The following is a 17,829-nucleotide window of genomic DNA, read 5'->3' on the forward strand; positions in this document are numbered from 1 at the left end:
TTATAAACCAAATCAATCTGTGTGGACACTCATCTCAAATATCTTTACGTAAGGAGGTGATCCAGCGCCAGGTTCCCCTAGCGCTACCTTGTTACGACTTCACCCCAGTCATGAACCACAAAGTGGCAAGCGTCCTCCCGAAGGTTAAACTACCTGCTTCTTTTGCAGCCCACTCCCATGGTGTGACGGGCGGTGTGTACAAGGCCCGGGAACGTATTCACCGTAGCATTCTGATCTACGATTACTAGCGATTCCGACTTCATGGAGTCGAGTTGCAGACTCCAATCCGGACTACGACATACTTTTTGGGATTCGCACACTCTCGCAAGTTAGCTGCCCTCTGTATATGCCATTGTAGCACGTGTGTAGCCCTACTCGTAAGGGCCATGATGACTTGACGTCGTCCCCACCTTCCTCCGGTTTATCACCGGCAGTCTCCCTGAAGTTCCCACCCGAAGTGCTGGCAATCAAGGATAAGGGTTGCGCTCGTTGCGGGACTTAACCCAACATTTCACAACACGAGCTGACGACAGCCATGCAGCACCTGTCTCAGAGCTCCCGAAGGCACACCAGAATCTCTTCCGGCTTCTCTGGATGTCAAGAGTAGGTAAGGTTCTTCGCGTTGCATCGAATTAAACCACATGCTCCACCGCTTGTGCGGGCCCCCGTCAATTCATTTGAGTTTTAATCTTGCGACCGTACTCCCCAGGCGGTCTACTTAACGCGTTAGCTCCGAAAGCCACGGCTCTAGGCCACAACCTCCAAGTAGACATCGTTTACAGCGTGGACTACCAGGGTATCTAATCCTGTTTGCTCCCCACGCTTTCGCATCTGAGTGTCAGTATCTGTCCAGGGGGCCGCCTTCGCCACCGGTATTCCTTCAGATCTCTACGCATTTCACCGCTACACCTGAAATTCTACCCCCCTCTACAGTACTCTAGCCTCCCAGTTTCAAATGCAACTCCGGGGTTAAGCCCCGGGCTTTCACATCTGACTTAAAAAACCACCTGCATGCGCTTTACGCCCAGTAATTCCGATTAACGCTCGCACCCTCCGTATTACCGCGGCTGCTGGCACGGAGTTAGCCGGTGCTTCTTCTGCAGCTAACGTCAAAATGAGACTCTATTAAAGCATCATCCTTCCTCACTGCTGAAAGTACTTTACAACCCGAAGGCCTTCTTCATACACGCGGCATGGCTGCATCAGGCTTGCGCCCATTGTGCAATATTCCCCACTGCTGCCTCCCGTAGGAGTCTGGACCGTGTCTCAGTTCCAGTGTGGCTGATCATCCTCTCAGACCAGCTAGGGATCGTCGCCTTGGTGAGCCTTTACCCCACCAACTAGCTAATCCCATCTGGGCATATCCTGACGCGAGAGGCCCGAAGGTCCCCCTCTTTGGTCCGTAGACATCATGCGGTATTAGCCATCGTTTCCAATGGTTATCCCCCACATCAGGGCAATTTCCCAGACTTTACTCACCCGTCCGCCGCTCGTCAGCAAGAGAGCAAGCTCTCTCCTGTTACCGCTCGACTTGCATGTGTTAGGCCTGCCGCCAGCGTTCAATCTGAGCCATGATCAAACTCTTCAATTAAAGTTTTTGTGACACCGAAGTGTCGGCTCAATGAATACTGCTTTTTGTCTCCGCTTTTTAAAAGCAGAAGCAAAAAGTGACATTACATAAGTAATGTTGAATTGACTGTGCTCTTATTGATAACAGTTGCCTGCTCCAACTTGAATTGGTCACTCGATTCATTGATAAAATCTTTTTGGATATTTATCGACGAGTGCCCACACAGATTGATTGGTCTATATTGTTAAAGAGCGATTCTTCCAAACGTTCTCCGTTCGAAGAGGCGGTCATTCTAGCGGGATAAATCTTGGTGTCAAACACTTTTTTCAGATTTATCTTTCGGTGAAGACCGGACTCACACAGCCGGGGATTTCTCTCCGCGATTCCGTGTCAGCGAGGGGGCATTATAGGCATCGCTTTTCGATTGGCAAGCCCTTTTTGCAAGTTTTTTCAAAACAATGATTCACACGTCTATAAATGTATGTATTTCACTCAACATGCCTGTTTTATCTACATTTGTTTAAACTTTTGCGCAAATATTTCTACTTTATTCCAATTTGTATATTCGACTTCTTTTGATGTGTCCGTTTCACCACCGGTCATCTTCATTATGAATCGAATCATGACCCGATCAAAAAAACGATATCTTGGATAACGTAGTGCACCGGCGAACACACCTATCATTTGAGGCTGCCAGATAGATTTACGTAAAAAAGTCTGAATGTAAGCACTGCCTTCAGGCGTATCTTTTTTTTGGTCTTCTTTTCGCGCGGTTAAGTTGACACAAATAAAAGCGGCTTTTGCTTCATCTAACTGTTGATGGTGGTTCTCAATAAATTGGTAAAGAGATTTATTGAGCCGGCCATAGCGAATTGATGCACCGATTAGCACTTTATCGTAAAGCGCCAAATTTAGTTTTGGGTTCAGATGTAAATCAACATACTCACACTGATAGCCTTCAAGCTGTGCAATTATATGTTCAACAATTTTTTTGGTCTGTCCTTCTCGGGTTGAATACAGACAGAGAACTTTCTTCACAATTATTCCTCTTAGTTACGCCAAAATGCAGGTGTGAACAGGACAAGCAATGTAAAGATTTCTAATCGCCCAAATAACATGGAAATAATGAGGATCCACTTTGCTTTATCATTAATATCACCAAAATGGACAGCCACTTCACCCAACCCCGGACCAAGGTTATTCAATGTTGCGGCAACAGCAGAAAATGCACTTAACTCTTCCATTCCCGTCGCAATTAAAGCCAACATACATAAAACAAAGACCAGCGTATAGGTGGAAAAGAATCCCCATACAGCATCAATCACGCGTGGAGATAAGGCCTTATCCCCGAGCTTAATCGGATAGATGGCTCGCGGATGGACAAGACGTTTCATTTCTCGCCCACCTTGTAAGGTCAATAACAGAATCCGGATCACTTTCAATCCACCGCCCGTGGATCCGGCACACCCGCCGATAAATGAAGAGAAGAGTAACAATACCGGTAAAAAAAGCGGCCAATCAGAAAATCCCGTAGTGGTAAATCCGGCCGTGGTTGAGACTGAAACACTCTGAAATAGTGCTTTATCAAAAACTTCAGCAACCGAATCGTATTGCTGATGAAGCAATAAAACGGAAAAGCAAGTTACAAACAGCATAGCCTGAATAAACAAAAACGTTCTGAATTCGTAATCTTTCCAGTAGAGCTTCGGATGGATACCGCCGGAAGCAAATGCCGCATAATGCAACGTAAAATTACAAGAGGATATCAACAGAAAAACAACCGTTATCAGGTTAATCGCCTGACTATTGAAGTACCCCATACTGGCATCATGCGTAGAGAAACCACCGATCGCAATCGTGGAGAAACTATGACACATCGCATCAAAGAAGGTCACCCCCGCGAGCCAATACAGAAAAGCACAAACGACCGTGATCCCTAGGTAGATATACCAGAGCGCTTTTGCTGTTTCGGCAATACGAGGGGTGACTTTGGTATCTTTCACAGGGCCGGGGATTTCAGCCCGGTAGAGCTGCATCCCCCCGATACCAAGAACGGGAAGAATCGCGACCGCGAGAACAATGATCCCCATCCCCCCGAACCACTGTAAAAACTGGCGATAAAATAGAATGGCTTTGGGCAACTCATCTAACCCGACAATGACTGTCGCTCCGGTGGTTGTCAGGGCAGAAAAAGATTCAAAAAAAGAATCCGTCAGAGAAATATTAGGATTCTCCGAAATAAAAAACGGAATCGCCCCGGCACTACCGATAACGGTCCAGAACAAAACCACAATCAAAAAGCCATCGCGAGATTTTAATTCATGTCGATGGTTACGGTTCGGAAACCAGATAGCTGCCCCACAGAGGAGCAAAGCAAAAAAAGTCGTTACAAACGAGACGCCGGCACCATCCCGATAGATTAGAGCCACCAGCGCAGGCGCCAGCATAGAAACACTGAATAAGGCAAGGAGTAATCCGACTATACGGATAATAGAACGAAATTGCATGATGATATGGCTGATTCTGACCTTAGTTGTTTAGTTCATCATCTGAACTCACAAGAACTCTTGCACTACTTTTATTGGTTATCACTTGGGTAAACGCTTCAATATATCGAATTTCAATCTCAATCGTGATAACAACTCGCTGAAGATACTGTGCTGCTAGCTCCTGAGCACCAAATTGCTGAATAACGGATTGAGCCAAAGGAATCAACCCATAGTCTAGCGCCAAGTTTAATGTCTTGGTGATTTTTTTTTCGATTGTTTGAAGTTGCTTAAGCGCTTGCTGAACACCGCCGCCATAAGCTTTGACTAATCCACCGGTTCCCAACTTCACCCCACCATAGTAACGCACAACCACCGCGGTAATTTCTCCGACTTGCGCACCCGACAACTGCGCTAAAATCGGTTTTCCTGCGGTACCTGATGGTTCACCATCATCACTAAATCCCCATTTCATTGAGTTATCAGGTCGCCCGGCGACAAAAGCCCAACAATGATGCCTCGCATCAGGGTAGTGATTTTTGATCTGCTCAATAAAGGCCTTAGCAGATTCAATCCCCGGCGTATGCTGAAGAAAAGTCATAAACAGACTTTTTTTAATCTCTTCATCATAACGAACAGAAGCAGCAGGAATCGCATAAGGCTGATCATTCATCGGATAACTTAGCATCACATCAAATCAAATCAGCGTAACAGTCTAGCACGACCATAAAGAAAAGTGCTGCGGATCTAAAAAAATGGAATTTATCTTTTCATTTATTGCAGTTATCTCAACTTGTGCCCACACTTTTTGAATACTAAAACAAGTCATCGTACCAGTTGACTTACTATAAATGCATGTCAGGAGATAAATTCATGATCTTTCAGTCAAAGACATTGCAGGTAAAGGAAATAGAAGGTGGTATCCTTGAGCTGCAGTTTTGCACACCTCTATCGGTCAATACGCTTGATACGGCAACGCTAAGCCACTTGGATAAAGCATTGGATGCAATCCAAGGCTTTCCGGGACTCAAAGGCTTAGTACTGACATCCGATAAAGAAAGTTTCATCGTCGGGGCCGATATCAATGAGTTTTTAGGCTTATTTCAGTACCCGAGTGATGAACTGGAACAATGGCTTCACTATGCCAATCAAATCTTCTGTAAACTTGAAGATCTGCCGGTTCCGACAATCTCAGCCCTGTGTGGATATACCCTTGGTGGCGGATGTGAGTGTGTACTCGCTACTGATTTTCGTGTTGCCGCCCGGTCAACCAAAATTGGCTTACCGGAAACAAGACTGGGAATCATGCCCGGATTCGGTGGTTGTGTCCGTCTGCCAAGATTAATCGGTGCGGATAACGCCTTAGAAGCGATTGTTCAGGCCAAAATATTCAGTGCCGAGCACGCACTCTCTGTCGGGCTGGTCGATGCCATCACAACAGAAGAAGCGCTTGCCGCAACAGCAAGACGAACACTGGACGATGCAATTCACAATAAGATTGATTGGAAGAAAGCACGTCAGGAGAAATGTGCACCGCTTACTTTATCACCCGTAGAACGTCTGATGGTCTTTTCGACAGCCAAGGGAATGACCCATCAAAAAGTAAGCACTCACTATATGGCACCATTTTTAGCGATTGAGACGATTGAATCTTCAGCAACACTGTCCAGAGATGAAGCACTAAACATCGAGCGGAAGAACTTTGTTACCCTGGCAAAATCCGATCAAGCGGCCGCATTGGTCAGTATTTATCTTAATGACCAATATATTAAAGGCCTCGCCAAAAAAGCGAAACAGTCACTGACCCACCCTGTCAGTCACAGTGCCGTGATTGGCGCAGGCGTGATGGGTGGCGGGATTGCTTACCAATCCGCGATTAAAGGGATCCCTGCTGTTTTAAAAGATATCGTACCTGACTCTCTGAAACTGGGCATGAATCATAGTGCTCAACTGTTAGAGCAAGGGGTCAAAAGAGGTAAATTGTCTCCGCGGGACATGGCTAACACCCTTGCTTCAATACGGCCAACACTTAACTATGCCGGTATAGAAGATGTGGATGTTATTGTTGAAGCCGTGGTTGAAAACCCTAAAATCAAATCGTCTGTCCTGAAAGAGATTGAAGAAAAGGTTACCGCCAATACCATTCTGACCTCAAATACCTCAACGATTCCGATTACCCAATTAGCAGCGGGACTCTCAAGGCCTGACAAGTTCTGTGGCATGCATTTCTTTAATCCGGTGCATAAAATGCCGCTGGTTGAAATTATTCGTGGCAAAGAAACCAGTGACGAAACCATTGATACGGTCGTGGCTTTTGCTGCCCATATGGGTAAATCCCCGATTGTCGTTAACGATTGTCCCGGATTTTTTGTCAACCGCGTTCTCTTTCCTTATTTTCTGGCCTTTTGTCAGTTGCTCGATGAAGGGTACGACTTTGTCCAAATTGATAAAATCATGGAGAAAGATTTTGGCTGGCCGATGGGGCCTGCCTATTTACTCGATGTTGTCGGTATCGACATCGCGTATCACGCACAACAGGTGATTTGCCAAGCTTATCCAACCCGAATGAAATCATCCCCGGACAACATTATTACCCGGCTTTATGAGGCGAAAAAATTTGGTCAGAAAACCGGTGAAGGCTTTTATCACTACTATACGGATAAACGAGGTAAGAGCCAGAAAGTGTTATCACCTGACATCTACCAGCTTGTCTACGCATCGGGAGAACCGTTGCCTGTCACAGACAAACAAATGATCATGGATCGCATGATGATTCCGATGATGAATGAAGTCATTCTCTGCATGGAGGAAAATATTATCTCCTCTCCCGCCGAAGCAGACATTGCACTGGTATACGGACTTGGCTTTCCACCATTCAGAGGTGGTGTTTGCCGCTATCTGGATACCATCGGTATTACACAATATATCCAAACTGCTCAGTCATACCAGCGCTTTGGAGAACTCTATCACGTGCCGAAATCTCTCGAAGTAATGGCTCATCAAGCAAGAGTTTTCTATCCCATCCACCATGACAAATCAGAATCAGAGAGAGGGTAATCGCATGAGTAAGCAAGCAGTGATCGTGGATTGTATCCGTACGCCGATGGGCCGCTCCAAAGAAGGCGTGTTTCGCCATACTCGCGCAGAAACACTGTCAGCCCATTTGATGCAGGCACTGATTCAACGTAATCCACAAATACCGGTGGCTGATATTGAAGATATCTATTGGGGATGTGTTCAGCAAACCCTTGAACAGGGAATGAATATTGCGCGCAATGCTGCGGTTCTAGCCGGACTGCCGTTTGAAATCGGTGCTGTCACAGTCAATCGTCTGTGTGGTTCGTCGATGCAGGCCTTGCATGATGCGGCAAGATCCGTTTCTGCCGGGGATGCCGAGATTTGTCTCATCGGTGGCGTTGAACATATGGGGCATGTGCCGATGACCCATGGGATTGATATGCATCCCGGCCTGAGCAAACATGCAGCGAAAGCAGCCGGCATGATGGGGTTGACCGCTGAAATGCTGGCAAAACAACACCAGATCAGCCGAGATGCTCAAGATCAGTTTGCCCTGCGCTCCCACCAGAGAGCGACACAAGCAACAGAGAACAAGCTATTTCAACGGGAAATCGTACCCACCCAAGGCCACGACGAACAGGGCGCACTGATATCTCTGCAAGAGGATGAAGTCATTCGTCGTGATGCATCTCTCGATTCTCTGGCGTCGCTCAAACCAGTTTTCGACCCAGCCAACGGCACGGTCACAGCCGGCTCCTCTTCAGCCTTATCAGACGGAGCATCGGCAATGATTGTGATGACAGAAGAGAAAGCGCAGCAACTCGGATTACCCATCCGAGCGAAGATTCGAGCGATGGCAGTCGCGGGATGTGAACCCTCCGTGATGGGAATCGGCCCCGTCCCTGCGACCCGCAAGGCACTAAAAAGAGCCGGACTATCTCTGCATGATATTGACGTTATTGAACTCAATGAAGCCTTTGCAGCACAAGCACTTTCCTGTATCCGGCAATTTGAACTGACAGATAACTTTGATGATAAAGTGAATTTATGGGGGGGTGCGATTGCATTAGGCCACCCGCTGGGATGCTCAGGCGCCAGAATATCCACAACACTATTACATGTGATGGAACATCAGGATGTCCAGTTTGGTCTGGCAACCATGTGTATCGGGATGGGGCAAGGCATTGCGACGATTTTTGAACGCGTCCGCTAGTTGAGCTCATATTCTCTTAAACAACAAAGGCTCCTAACAGGAGCCTTTTTCAGCAATGAGCGTTTATTCATGCTGAACCATCGGCCATCCAATCATGGCTTGCTCTTCACCGGTCTTTGCCAGCCTTCAACCCGGCGCTCTTTCGCCCGGGTAATCACCAACTCACCCTGAGCAACATTGCGCGTTAATGTTGTCCCCGCCCCAATAGTAGCACCATCTTCAATCGTGACCGGCGCCACCAGCTGACAGTCAGATCCGACAAATACATCATCACCAATCACGGTTTTATGTTTATTGGCACCGTCATAGTTACAGGTAATTACCCCGGCACCAACGTTCACACGATCACCGATTTCCGCATCGCCCAGATAAGTGAGGTGATTGGCTTTCGAACCTTGGCCTAAACGTGCATTTTTAATTTCTACAAAATTACCGACGTGTGCATCATCTTTTAATTCAGCACCCGGTCTCAAACGAGCAAACGGACCAATCGTACACATTTCTCCGACGGTAGCCCCTTCAATTACGCTGTATGGACGAATCACTGTGTTGTCATCAATCTCACAATCCTTCAACACAGAACCGGCTCCGATAATCACATTGTTTCCCAGCGAAACACTACCTTCAATGACGACATTGACATCAATTTCGACATCATGGCCACACTGCAACTGCCCCCTGAGATCGAACCGGGCCGGATCCCGCAGCATAACCCCCTGTGTTAACAGTTTATTCGCCAGAGAGTGCTGATAAGCTCTTTCCAGCCGTGAAAGCTGAACCCGATCATTCACCCCTTCAACTTCCATAGGATCGAGCGGGTGAACGGCCTGAATTACTTGGCCTTCAGCGTGAGCAGCAGCAATCACGTCCGTCAAATAATACTCACCCTGAGCATTATTATTCTCTAATCCGGACAGCCAGCGTTTCAGATCTTTCCCTGAAGCCACCAGCACACCGGTATTCACTTCTTGAATCGACAGTTCTGCTTCTGAAGCATCTTTTTGCTCAACAATGGCAACGACAGCATCATTGTGACGGATAATTCTTCCATATCCCGTCGGATTGTCTAAAACAACGGTTAATAATGCGATCCCACCTTGTGGCTGTGAAGCCAGTAAATTGTCGATCGTCTCTTCCGAAATCAGCGGAACATCACCATACAAGACAATGATCTGTTCGTCGTCCTGAAAATATTGAGCAGCCTGATCAACCGCATGGCCTGTTCCCAACTGCTGTGGCTGCAATACCCAATTAACTGATTCGGCTGAAAGCTGTTGCTGCATCAACTCGCCACCGTGCCCATAAACAAGATGAATTTGCTGAGCACCGATTCCCTGACATGTATCAATCACATGTTTCACCATCGGTTTACCTGCCAACGTATGGAGAACCTTGGGCAACTGAGAATACATCCGGGTTCCTTTTCCCGCGGCTAAAATCACGGCACTGAATTTCATGGACTACCTTTATACTGAATCGGAAAGAGACTTCTGATTTTATATGGGAAATCGCCAATAGTTAAATCATCAGCAAGAATTTTTGAGAGAAAACAAAAAAGGCGACTGAAAGTCGCCTTTTTAAACGTCATAAATGGTTTAACGACGCTTTTTAACCAGCTCGATTACTCGTAGCTTAGCAATGGCTTTAGCCAGTTCACTGGCCGCCTGTGCGAAGTCCATCCCGCCCTGATGATTCTGAATTTTCTCTTCAGCACGACGTTTGGCTTCTTCCGCCTTTGCTGCGTCTAGATCTTCACCACGAATGGCTGTATCAGCAAGTACTGTTGAAGTACTTGCCTGAACTTCCACTATACCACCAGAAACATAAATAATTTCTTCGTGGCCGTGCTGCTTCACAATACGCACCATACCAGGCTTTATAGCGGTCAGAAGCGGTGCGTGACCATGGTAAATACCAAGTTCACCTTCGCTACCGGTCACCTGAAATGTTTCAACCATGCCAGAGAAAATTTTCTTCTCAGCACTGACAACATCCAGATGAAAGGGTATTGATGCCATATCGCCTCCTAGTCAGCCTTATAGCTTCTTCGCATTCTCAACAGCGTCATCAATTGCACCGCAGTACATAAACGCTTGTTCAGGAACGTCATCATATTCACCGGAAAGGAGACCTTTGAAACCACGCAGGGTTTCTTTCAGAGGGACGTAAATCCCCGGGTCACCAGTAAATACTTCTGCAACGTGGTAAGGCTGAGTCAGGAAACGCTCGATCTTACGTGCACGAGCAACCACCAGCTTATCGTCTTCAGAAAGCTCATCCATACCCAGAATCGCAATGATATCTTTCAACTCTTTATAGCGTTGAAGTGTTGACTGAACACCACGAGCAACATCGTAATGTTCTTGGCCAACAACGAGTGGATCAAGCTGACGAGACGTTGAATCTAGCGGGTCAATCGCCGGATACAAACCCATTGCCGCGATGTTACGGTTCAATACAACCGTTGCATCCAAGTGGGCAAATGTTGTCGCTGGTGACGGGTCAGTCAAGTCATCCGCTGGGACATATACCGCCTGTACAGACGTGATAGAACCAGTTTTAGTTGACGTGATACGTTCTTGCAGCACACCCATTTCTTCTGCCAGTGTCGGCTGATAACCTACCGCAGAAGGCATCCGACCCAACAATGCTGAAACTTCTGTTCCCGCCAAGGTATAGCGGTAGATGTTATCAATAAACAGAAGTACATCACGACCTTCGTCACGGAACTTCTCAGCCATTGTCAAACCAGTCAGGGCAACACGCAGACGGTTACCCGGTGGTTCGTTCATCTGACCGTAAACCATCGCTACCTTAGATTCTTCAGGTTTTTCGATGTTAACAACACCCGCTTCCTGCATTTCGAAGTAGAAATCGTTCCCTTCACGAGTACGCTCACCTACCCCGGCAAATACAGACAAACCCGAGTGTTGCAGTGCGATGTTATTGATCAGCTCCATCATGTTGACGGTCTTACCAACACCAGCACCACCGAACAGACCGATTTTCCCCCCTTTCGCAAACGGGCAAATCAAGTCAATAACCTTAACACCTGTTTCTAAAAGCTCAGTCGCACTTGACTGTTCTTCGTAGCTTGGCGCTTCACGGTGAATTGAGTACGTTACTTCTGCACCGATATCACCACGTTCGTCAATCGCATCACCTAAAACGTTCATGATACGACCTAACGTTTTAGTACCGACAGGTACTGAGATTGGAGCGCCAGTATTTTCTACTGTCATTCCACGACGTAAACCATCCGAGCTACCCATAACGATGGCGCGAATCACGCCACCGCCTAGTTGTTGCTGAACTTCAAGAACCAAACGTTCTTTAGCATCGACAACATTCAGAGCATCGTAAATACTAGGTACAGCACTCTGTGGGAACTCTACGTCGACTACTGCACCAATGATCTGTACGATCTTACCTGTAGCCATCGTTAATCCTCTAAACTATTTATTTGACCTTCACTTAAACCGCAGCTGCGCCGCCCACGATTTCCGACAGTTCTTGTGTAATCGCAGCTTGACGCGCTTTGTTATACACAAGTTCCAGATCTTCGATCAGGTTACCCGCATTATCAGTTGCAGCTTTCATAGCAACCATTCGAGCAGCTTGCTCACAAGCAAGATTCTCAACTACCCCTTGATAAACCTGAGACTCTACGTAACGTTGCAACAACATATCGAGTAGAGGTTTCGGTTCAGGTTCATAGAGGTAATCCCATGAATGCTCACGCTTAACTTCTTTACTGTCTGATTTAGGCAAAGGTAGCAATTGATCGATCGTTGGTTCTTGCACCATGGTGTTCACAAAACGGTTAAACACAACATAGAGGCGATCCAACTCACCTTCATCATATTTTTTCAGCATCACATTAACAGAGCCGATCAAGTCTTCCAAAGATGGAACATCTCCTAATCCGGAAGTCTGAGCAGCAACTTTTGCACCGCTGTTATAGAAAAACGCTGTCGCTTTTGAACCGATAACGGCCAATTCAACGTCAACATTCTTCTCCGACCAGGATTGCATATCCAGCAGGGCTTTTTTGAACAAGTTAATGTTCAAGCCACCACACAATCCACGATCAGTAGAAATGATGATATAACCAACACGTTTGGCTTCACGCTCTTCCAGATACGGATGACGATATTCCAGATTTGCGTTTGCCACATGACCGATCACTTTACGCATTGTTTCCGCGTATGGACGGGAAGACTCCATTGCATCTTGACTACGACGCATTTTAGAAGCCGCTACCATTTCCATCGCTTTCGTAATCTTCTGAGTGCTTTTCACACTCCCGATTTTACTACGTATCTCTTTTGCGCCGGCCATCGTCACTCTCCATTAGTTGGTGGCAATCAAGCCACCGACTTTGATTACCAAGTTTGAGTTGCTTTAAACTCATCGACCAGCTTCTTCAGCTGCGCTTCGATGTCATCGTTATAAGCACCTGTCTTGTTGATCTCAGCTGCTAAATCAGCATATTGATTACGAGCGAACGACAGTAGTGCGGCTTCAAAATCGAGGAGTCGATTTAACTCAATATCTCCAAGATAACCGCGTTCCGCAGCAAAGATAACCAGTGCCTGTTCAAAAACGGACATCGGTGAGTATTGCTTCTGTTTCATCAGTTCAGTAACTTTCTGACCATGATCCAGCTGTCTCTTCGTCGTATCATCCAGATCAGAAGAGAACTGAGCAAACGCAGCCAATTCACGATACTGTGCAAGTGCCGTACGGATACCACCAGAGAGTTTCTTGATAATTTTCGTCTGAGCAGCACCACCCACACGAGATACCGAGATACCCGGGTCAACAGCAGGACGAACCCCCGCGTTAAACAATTCTGTTTGCAGGAAGATCTGACCATCGGTAATCGAGATTACGTTTGTCGGTACAAATGCAGAAACGTCACCAGCCTGAGTTTCAATGATAGGCAATGCTGTTAAAGAACCTGTCTTACCTTTCACTTCACCGTTTGTGAATTTTTCTACATACCCTTCGCTGACACGTGATGCACGCTCAAGCAAACGAGAATGTAAGTAGAATACATCCCCAGGGAATGCTTCACGGCCCGGTGGGCGCTTCAATAGTAAAGAAATCTGACGATAAGCAACGGCTTGCTTTGACAGATCATCATAAACAATCAGTGCATCTTCACCACGATCACGGAAGTATTCACCCATTGCACATCCGGCATAAGGCGCCAGATATTGCAGTGCCGCAGATTCAGAAGCAGAAGCAACAACAACGATTGTGTTCGCTAATGCGCCATGCTCTTCAAGCTTACGCACAACGTTAGCAATCGTGGAAGCTTTCTGTCCAATCGCAACATAAATAGAATAAATACCAGAATCTTTCTGGTTGATAATCGAGTCAATCGCCATAGCTGTTTTACCAGTCTGACGGTCACCGATAATCAACTCACGCTGACCACGACCGATAGGAATCATTGAGTCAACAGATTTGTAACCAGTTTGAACAGGTTGATCAACCGATTTACGATCGATAACACCAGGTGCAATCACTTCTACTGGAGAAGTCAATTTCGCATCAATTGGACCTTTACCATCAATTGGCTCACCCAGTGTGTTTACCACACGACCAAGCATTTCAGGACCAACTGGTACTTCAAGAATCCGACCTGTACCTGTAACTTTTGTGCCTTCCTTAAGGTCAGCATACGGGCCCATTACAACCGCACCAACCGAGTCACGCTCAAGGTTAAGTGCTAAGGCATAACGGCCACCCGGTAATTCGATCATTTCACCTTGCATCACGTCCTTCAGGCCGTGGATGCGGATAATACCATCGCTTACCGAGACGATAGTACCTTCATTGCGAGCTTCACTAACAACATTGAATTGTTCAATACGCTGTTTAATTAGATCGCTAATTTCCGTGGAATTAAGTTGCATGCTCCAATCCCCATCAAGACTGTAATGCATCGCTCAGACGGCTCAAACGGCCATGTACTGAGTTATCGATGATTAAGTCTCCGGCTCGAATAATTACCCCACCGAGTAGGGCCTCATCTATACTGCAATTCAGCTGAACTTTGCGCTCGAGGCGCTGCTCCAGTTTGCTGCTGATCTCTGCTTTTTGTTCTGCGGAAAGCTCCGTTGCCGAAACAACTTCAACTTCCACCTGTTTTTCATGCTCTTTTTTCAACACGAAAAACAGTTCACAAACATCAGGGAGCGCTCTTAAGCGCCCATTTTCAGCCATCACCCGAATCAGGTTTTGACCGTATTCATCAAACTGTTCACCACAAACTGCAACAAAAATTTCTGCCAACTTATCGGCAGCCATAGAACTACTCAGTAGCTCATGGATCTGTTCGTTTTTAGTGATTTCAGCAGCAAAAGTAAGCATCTCACCCCATTCGTTGAGTTGCCCTTTTTCTACCGCAAAGTCAAATGCTGCTTTAGCATAGGGGCGTGCTATTGTTGTCAAATCAGACATTTGCGCCCCCCTAATTAAAGTTTCGCAGTAATGCTATCGAGAATATCTTTATGCGCATCTTTATCAATAGAACGCTCAAGAATCTTCTCAGCTCCAGCCACAGCAAGAGCAGCAACCTGTTTACGCAAGTCATCTCTGGCACGAATACGCAAAGACTCAATTTCAGCTTCAGCCTGAGCAATCAAATGATTACGCTCAACAATGGCTTCATCTCTCGCTTCATCAAGAATTTGTACTTTACGTTTATTCGCCTGTTCAATGACTTCAGCCGCTGCTTGCTTGGCTTCTTTGATACGTTCAGAAGCATTCGCTTTCGCTAAATCGAGGTCTTTTTCAGCGCGCTCAGCAGCTGATAGACCGTCAGCAATCTTTTTCTGACGTTCTTCAATCGCTGCCATCAATGGTGGCCATACATATTTCATGCAAAACCAAACAAAGAGAGCAAACGCAATAGCCTGACCTAGCAGAGTTGCGTTTATATTCACCGCAGACTCCTTCTATGTTTGCAAATAATTAAAAACACCAGCCAATTTATAGACACAAATCTACTGTGCTAACTTAACCGGCAACCGCAAACATGACGTACAAACCTAGACCGACAGAGATCATAGGAATCGCGTCCACAAGACCCATCACGATAAAGAACTGAGTACGGATAAGTGGGATAAGATCTGGCTGGCGAGCAGCACCTTCAAGATACTTACCACCCAGCATACCGATGCCGATTGCTGCACCAATTGCTGCCAAGCCCATCATGATTGCCGCTGAAAGATACAGCAGATCCATGTTCAAGTTTTCCATTATTGACTCCAAGTTTTATACTAATTGAGTTTCTGATTGATTAAGTTGAATTAGTGATCTTCAGAAGCTTGAGACAGATAAACTATCGTCAATACCATGAAGATAAATGCTTGTAATGTGATGATCAGTATATGGAAAATAGCCCAAGGCACTGACAACACCCACTGTGACCACCACGGTAACAATCCGGCAATCAATATAAAGATCAATTCACCCGCATACATGTTACCGAACAAACGAAGACCCAGTGATACCGGCTTCGAAATCAAAGTCACCCCTTCCAAAATCAAGTTGATTGGAATGAATGCCCAATGATTGAATGGCTGCAGTGTTAGCTCTTTTGCAAACCCGATTGGCCCTTTAATTTTGAAGCTGTAGAACAGAATCAAAACAAAGACACCCAACGCCATCGATAGCGTAATATTGACATCGGCAGAAGGAACGACACGAAGATAGTGGATTCCAACTAAGCTTGCTGCATGAGGAAGAAAATCTACCGGGATCAAGTCCATTAAGTTCATCAGGAACACCCATCCGAAAATGGTTATCGCCAATGGAGCAATTAACGCACTTTTTCCGCTGAATACATCTCTGACAGTCCCGTCTACGAATTCAACGATCATCTCGATGAAACACTGTAGTTTCCCGGGGACACCACTTGTTGCATTTTTGGCGACTCGAAAAAATAGCCAAAGCATGCCAACCCCCAAAAGCACAGAAATAGCCATTGAGTCTATATTCAAACTCCAAAAGCCGTCTCCTGAACTTAAAAAGGTCAGGTGGTGAGAGATATATTCTTGAGAGGTTAGAGTGGTTTCACCTGAACCAGACATTGAATATCCTATCTATTCACGGTTGATTGAAAAAAATGACGTTACGAACTGCACCACACTTGCCAGACAATAAGACACAATAAGAACCCCGGCATTTATGTCAATTTCCCTAAAAATAAACACTAAAACGCCAGCGGTCATCATTAATTTGTATAGATTGCCCATATATGCACGACCAACATCCAGACCCGCATTGTCTTCGCGGTCCAACTTTCTATGCATATATAAATTCGCCAATAGTGAAGGTACGATGTACGTAAGTCCCCCAAGAAAAGCGGAAATACCACTTTTCTCATCCAGCACATAGCCGACAATGGTAGCTAATATTATAAAAAAGGCTAACTGCCACGAAAATGACAGAATAAACCATTTATTTAACATAAGTTACCACCCGTTAACTATAGGCCGATTATACATCCGCCTTTACCTTTTACAATAAAGCCGGACCTACAATTCCTCTAGATACATCACAAAAACCCATAAAATGTAAATCAATGATTGCAAAAATAAACATATCTGTTCTATGGGGGTTATGACTCTAGTTTTGCAGTCAATGATTGCAATATTTCTTCCAAAGCTTGGCTGTCAGCAACACTGATGGTGATTTTCCCTTGCCCTTTATCAGAAAAGTTCACAGAAACTTTCGCCTGCAGCATTTCACCCAATCTGTCGGATAAATTCAATGCATGATTCGTTACAATAGGTTTCTGTTTTTCAGTTTTAGGCGACAGCTCTTTCTTGACCAGTTGTTCTGTCTGACGAACGGTTAACTGCTTTTTCGCGACTTGACTGGCAATCTCAGCCTGAGCCTCTCCCTCTAACATCAGCAGCGCACGCGCATGGCCCATTTCTAGTTTTTTCTCAGCAACCAGAGACTTGACGACTTCATCAAGCTGATTCAAACGCAATAAATTTGTCACCGTTGTCCGGGATTTACCAATCGCATCAGCAACTTGTTGATGAGTCAGTTTAAATTCGTCTTGCAATCGCTCCAGTGCTTGAGCTTCTTCAATCGCGTTCAGATCTTCCCGCTGAATATTCTCAATCAGAGCCATGGCTATGGCCGCACGATCTTCCACATGTTTGACTAAGCAAGGGACCTGCTTCAGGCCTGCATGTCTGGCCGCTCTCCACCGCCGTTCTCCGGCAATAATTTCATAATTTCCGTTATCAATCGGCCGTACAACGATCGGTTGGATGATTCCCTGCGCCTGAATCGAAGCCGATAGTTCTTCCAATGTTTCAGGAGATACATTTTTCCGGGGTTGATATACTCCGGGTCTCAGGTGGGCGATAGAAATTTCAGCTAATTCACCGTCGGATGACATCGTTTGACTCTGAGTCGCCATTTGTTGCTTTTCTCTTGCCATAGAACTTGTCGAAAGCAACGCATCCAAACCTTTTCCTAAACCACGTCTAGACATGTAAGCGGAT

General features: G+C 46.0%; 16 protein-coding genes and 1 rRNA gene. 2 read left to right on the top strand and 15 right to left on the bottom strand.

Annotated features, from left to right (window positions below; genetic code table 11):
• Window positions 1–49: 49 nt before the first annotated feature.
• From VRK_RS19415 to VRK_RS19430, 4 genes are all read right to left on the bottom strand, one after another.
• A 16S ribosomal RNA gene (locus tag VRK_RS19415) occupies window positions 50–1,591 on the bottom strand.
• Window positions 1,592–2,080: 489 nt separating this feature from the next.
• Window positions 2,081–2,608, bottom strand: a complete 528-nt coding sequence (gene hemG, locus VRK_RS19420; RefSeq protein WP_059123142.1) for a menaquinone-dependent protoporphyrinogen IX dehydrogenase — start codon at window positions 2,606–2,608, stop codon at window positions 2,081–2,083.
• An 11-nt stretch (window positions 2,609–2,619) separates the two neighbouring features.
• Complete coding sequence (locus tag VRK_RS19425) at window positions 2,620–4,077, bottom strand: TrkH family potassium uptake protein (RefSeq protein ID WP_059123143.1); 1,458 nt, start codon at window positions 4,075–4,077, stop codon at window positions 2,620–2,622.
• A gap of 22 nt (window positions 4,078–4,099) precedes the next feature.
• A complete protein-coding gene (locus VRK_RS19430; protein ID WP_059123237.1) occupies window positions 4,100–4,729 on the bottom strand; it encodes a YigZ family protein in 630 nt (209 codons plus the stop codon).
• A gap of 200 nt (window positions 4,730–4,929) precedes the next feature.
• On the opposite strand from VRK_RS19430, the gene fadB reads away from it, so the two are divergent.
• Together fadB and fadA are read left to right on the top strand one after the other, a co-directional pair.
• Entirely contained in the window at window positions 4,930–7,113 is a 2,184-nt protein-coding gene (gene fadB / locus VRK_RS19435) for a fatty acid oxidation complex subunit alpha FadB (RefSeq protein WP_059123144.1), read from the top strand.
• Window positions 7,114–7,117: 4 nt separating this feature from the next.
• Entirely contained in the window at window positions 7,118–8,287 is a 1,170-nt protein-coding gene (fadA, locus tag VRK_RS19440) for an acetyl-CoA C-acyltransferase FadA (protein WP_059123238.1), read from the top strand.
• A 92-nt stretch (window positions 8,288–8,379) separates the two neighbouring features.
• Here the strand turns inward: fadA and glmU are convergent, their stop codons facing one another.
• From glmU to VRK_RS19495, 11 genes are all read right to left on the bottom strand, one after another.
• Window positions 8,380–9,744, bottom strand: a complete 1,365-nt coding sequence (glmU, locus tag VRK_RS19445; protein WP_059123145.1) for a bifunctional UDP-N-acetylglucosamine diphosphorylase/glucosamine-1-phosphate N-acetyltransferase GlmU — start codon at window positions 9,742–9,744, stop codon at window positions 8,380–8,382.
• A 138-nt stretch (window positions 9,745–9,882) separates the two neighbouring features.
• Window positions 9,883–10,305, bottom strand: coding sequence for a F0F1 ATP synthase subunit epsilon (locus VRK_RS19450; RefSeq protein ID WP_059123146.1), 423 nt, complete (start codon window positions 10,303–10,305; stop codon window positions 9,883–9,885).
• 18 nt (window positions 10,306–10,323) lie between these two features.
• A complete protein-coding gene (gene atpD / locus VRK_RS19455; RefSeq protein ID WP_059123147.1) occupies window positions 10,324–11,727 on the bottom strand; it encodes a F0F1 ATP synthase subunit beta in 1,404 nt (467 codons plus the stop codon).
• Window positions 11,728–11,761: 34 nt separating this feature from the next.
• Window positions 11,762–12,628 carry a F0F1 ATP synthase subunit gamma gene (gene atpG, locus VRK_RS19460; protein ID WP_059123148.1) on the bottom strand — a complete coding sequence of 289 codons (867 nt, stop codon included), beginning with the start codon at window positions 12,626–12,628 and terminating at the stop codon, window positions 11,762–11,764.
• A gap of 44 nt (window positions 12,629–12,672) precedes the next feature.
• Complete coding sequence (gene atpA / locus VRK_RS19465; RefSeq protein ID WP_059123239.1) at window positions 12,673–14,214, bottom strand: F0F1 ATP synthase subunit alpha; 1,542 nt, start codon at window positions 14,212–14,214, stop codon at window positions 12,673–12,675.
• 13 nt (window positions 14,215–14,227) lie between these two features.
• Window positions 14,228–14,761 carry a F0F1 ATP synthase subunit delta gene (atpH, locus tag VRK_RS19470; RefSeq protein ID WP_059123149.1) on the bottom strand — a complete coding sequence of 178 codons (534 nt, stop codon included), beginning with the start codon at window positions 14,759–14,761 and terminating at the stop codon, window positions 14,228–14,230.
• A 14-nt stretch (window positions 14,762–14,775) separates the two neighbouring features.
• On the bottom strand, window positions 14,776–15,246 hold the full coding sequence (atpF, locus tag VRK_RS19475; RefSeq protein ID WP_038180496.1) for a F0F1 ATP synthase subunit B: 471 nt from the start codon (window positions 15,244–15,246) through the stop codon (window positions 14,776–14,778).
• Between the two features lie 73 nt (window positions 15,247–15,319).
• Window positions 15,320–15,562, bottom strand: a complete 243-nt coding sequence (atpE, locus tag VRK_RS19480; RefSeq protein WP_038180493.1) for a F0F1 ATP synthase subunit C — start codon at window positions 15,560–15,562, stop codon at window positions 15,320–15,322.
• Window positions 15,563–15,612: 50 nt separating this feature from the next.
• Window positions 15,613–16,395, bottom strand: coding sequence for a F0F1 ATP synthase subunit A (gene atpB / locus VRK_RS19485; RefSeq protein ID WP_059123150.1), 783 nt, complete (start codon window positions 16,393–16,395; stop codon window positions 15,613–15,615).
• Between the two features lie 12 nt (window positions 16,396–16,407).
• Window positions 16,408–16,776: an ATP synthase subunit I gene (locus tag VRK_RS19490; RefSeq protein WP_059123151.1), complete on the bottom strand. Its 369-nt coding sequence runs from the start codon at window positions 16,774–16,776 to the stop codon at window positions 16,408–16,410.
• 149 nt (window positions 16,777–16,925) lie between these two features.
• Window positions 16,926–17,819: a ParB/RepB/Spo0J family partition protein gene (locus VRK_RS19495; protein WP_059123152.1), complete on the bottom strand. Its 894-nt coding sequence runs from the start codon at window positions 17,817–17,819 to the stop codon at window positions 16,926–16,928.
• Window positions 17,820–17,829 lie beyond the last annotated feature (10 nt).

The sequence above is a fragment of the Vibrio sp. MEBiC08052 genome (assembly GCF_001506075.1).
Lineage (GTDB): Bacteria > Pseudomonadota > Gammaproteobacteria > Enterobacterales > Vibrionaceae > Vibrio.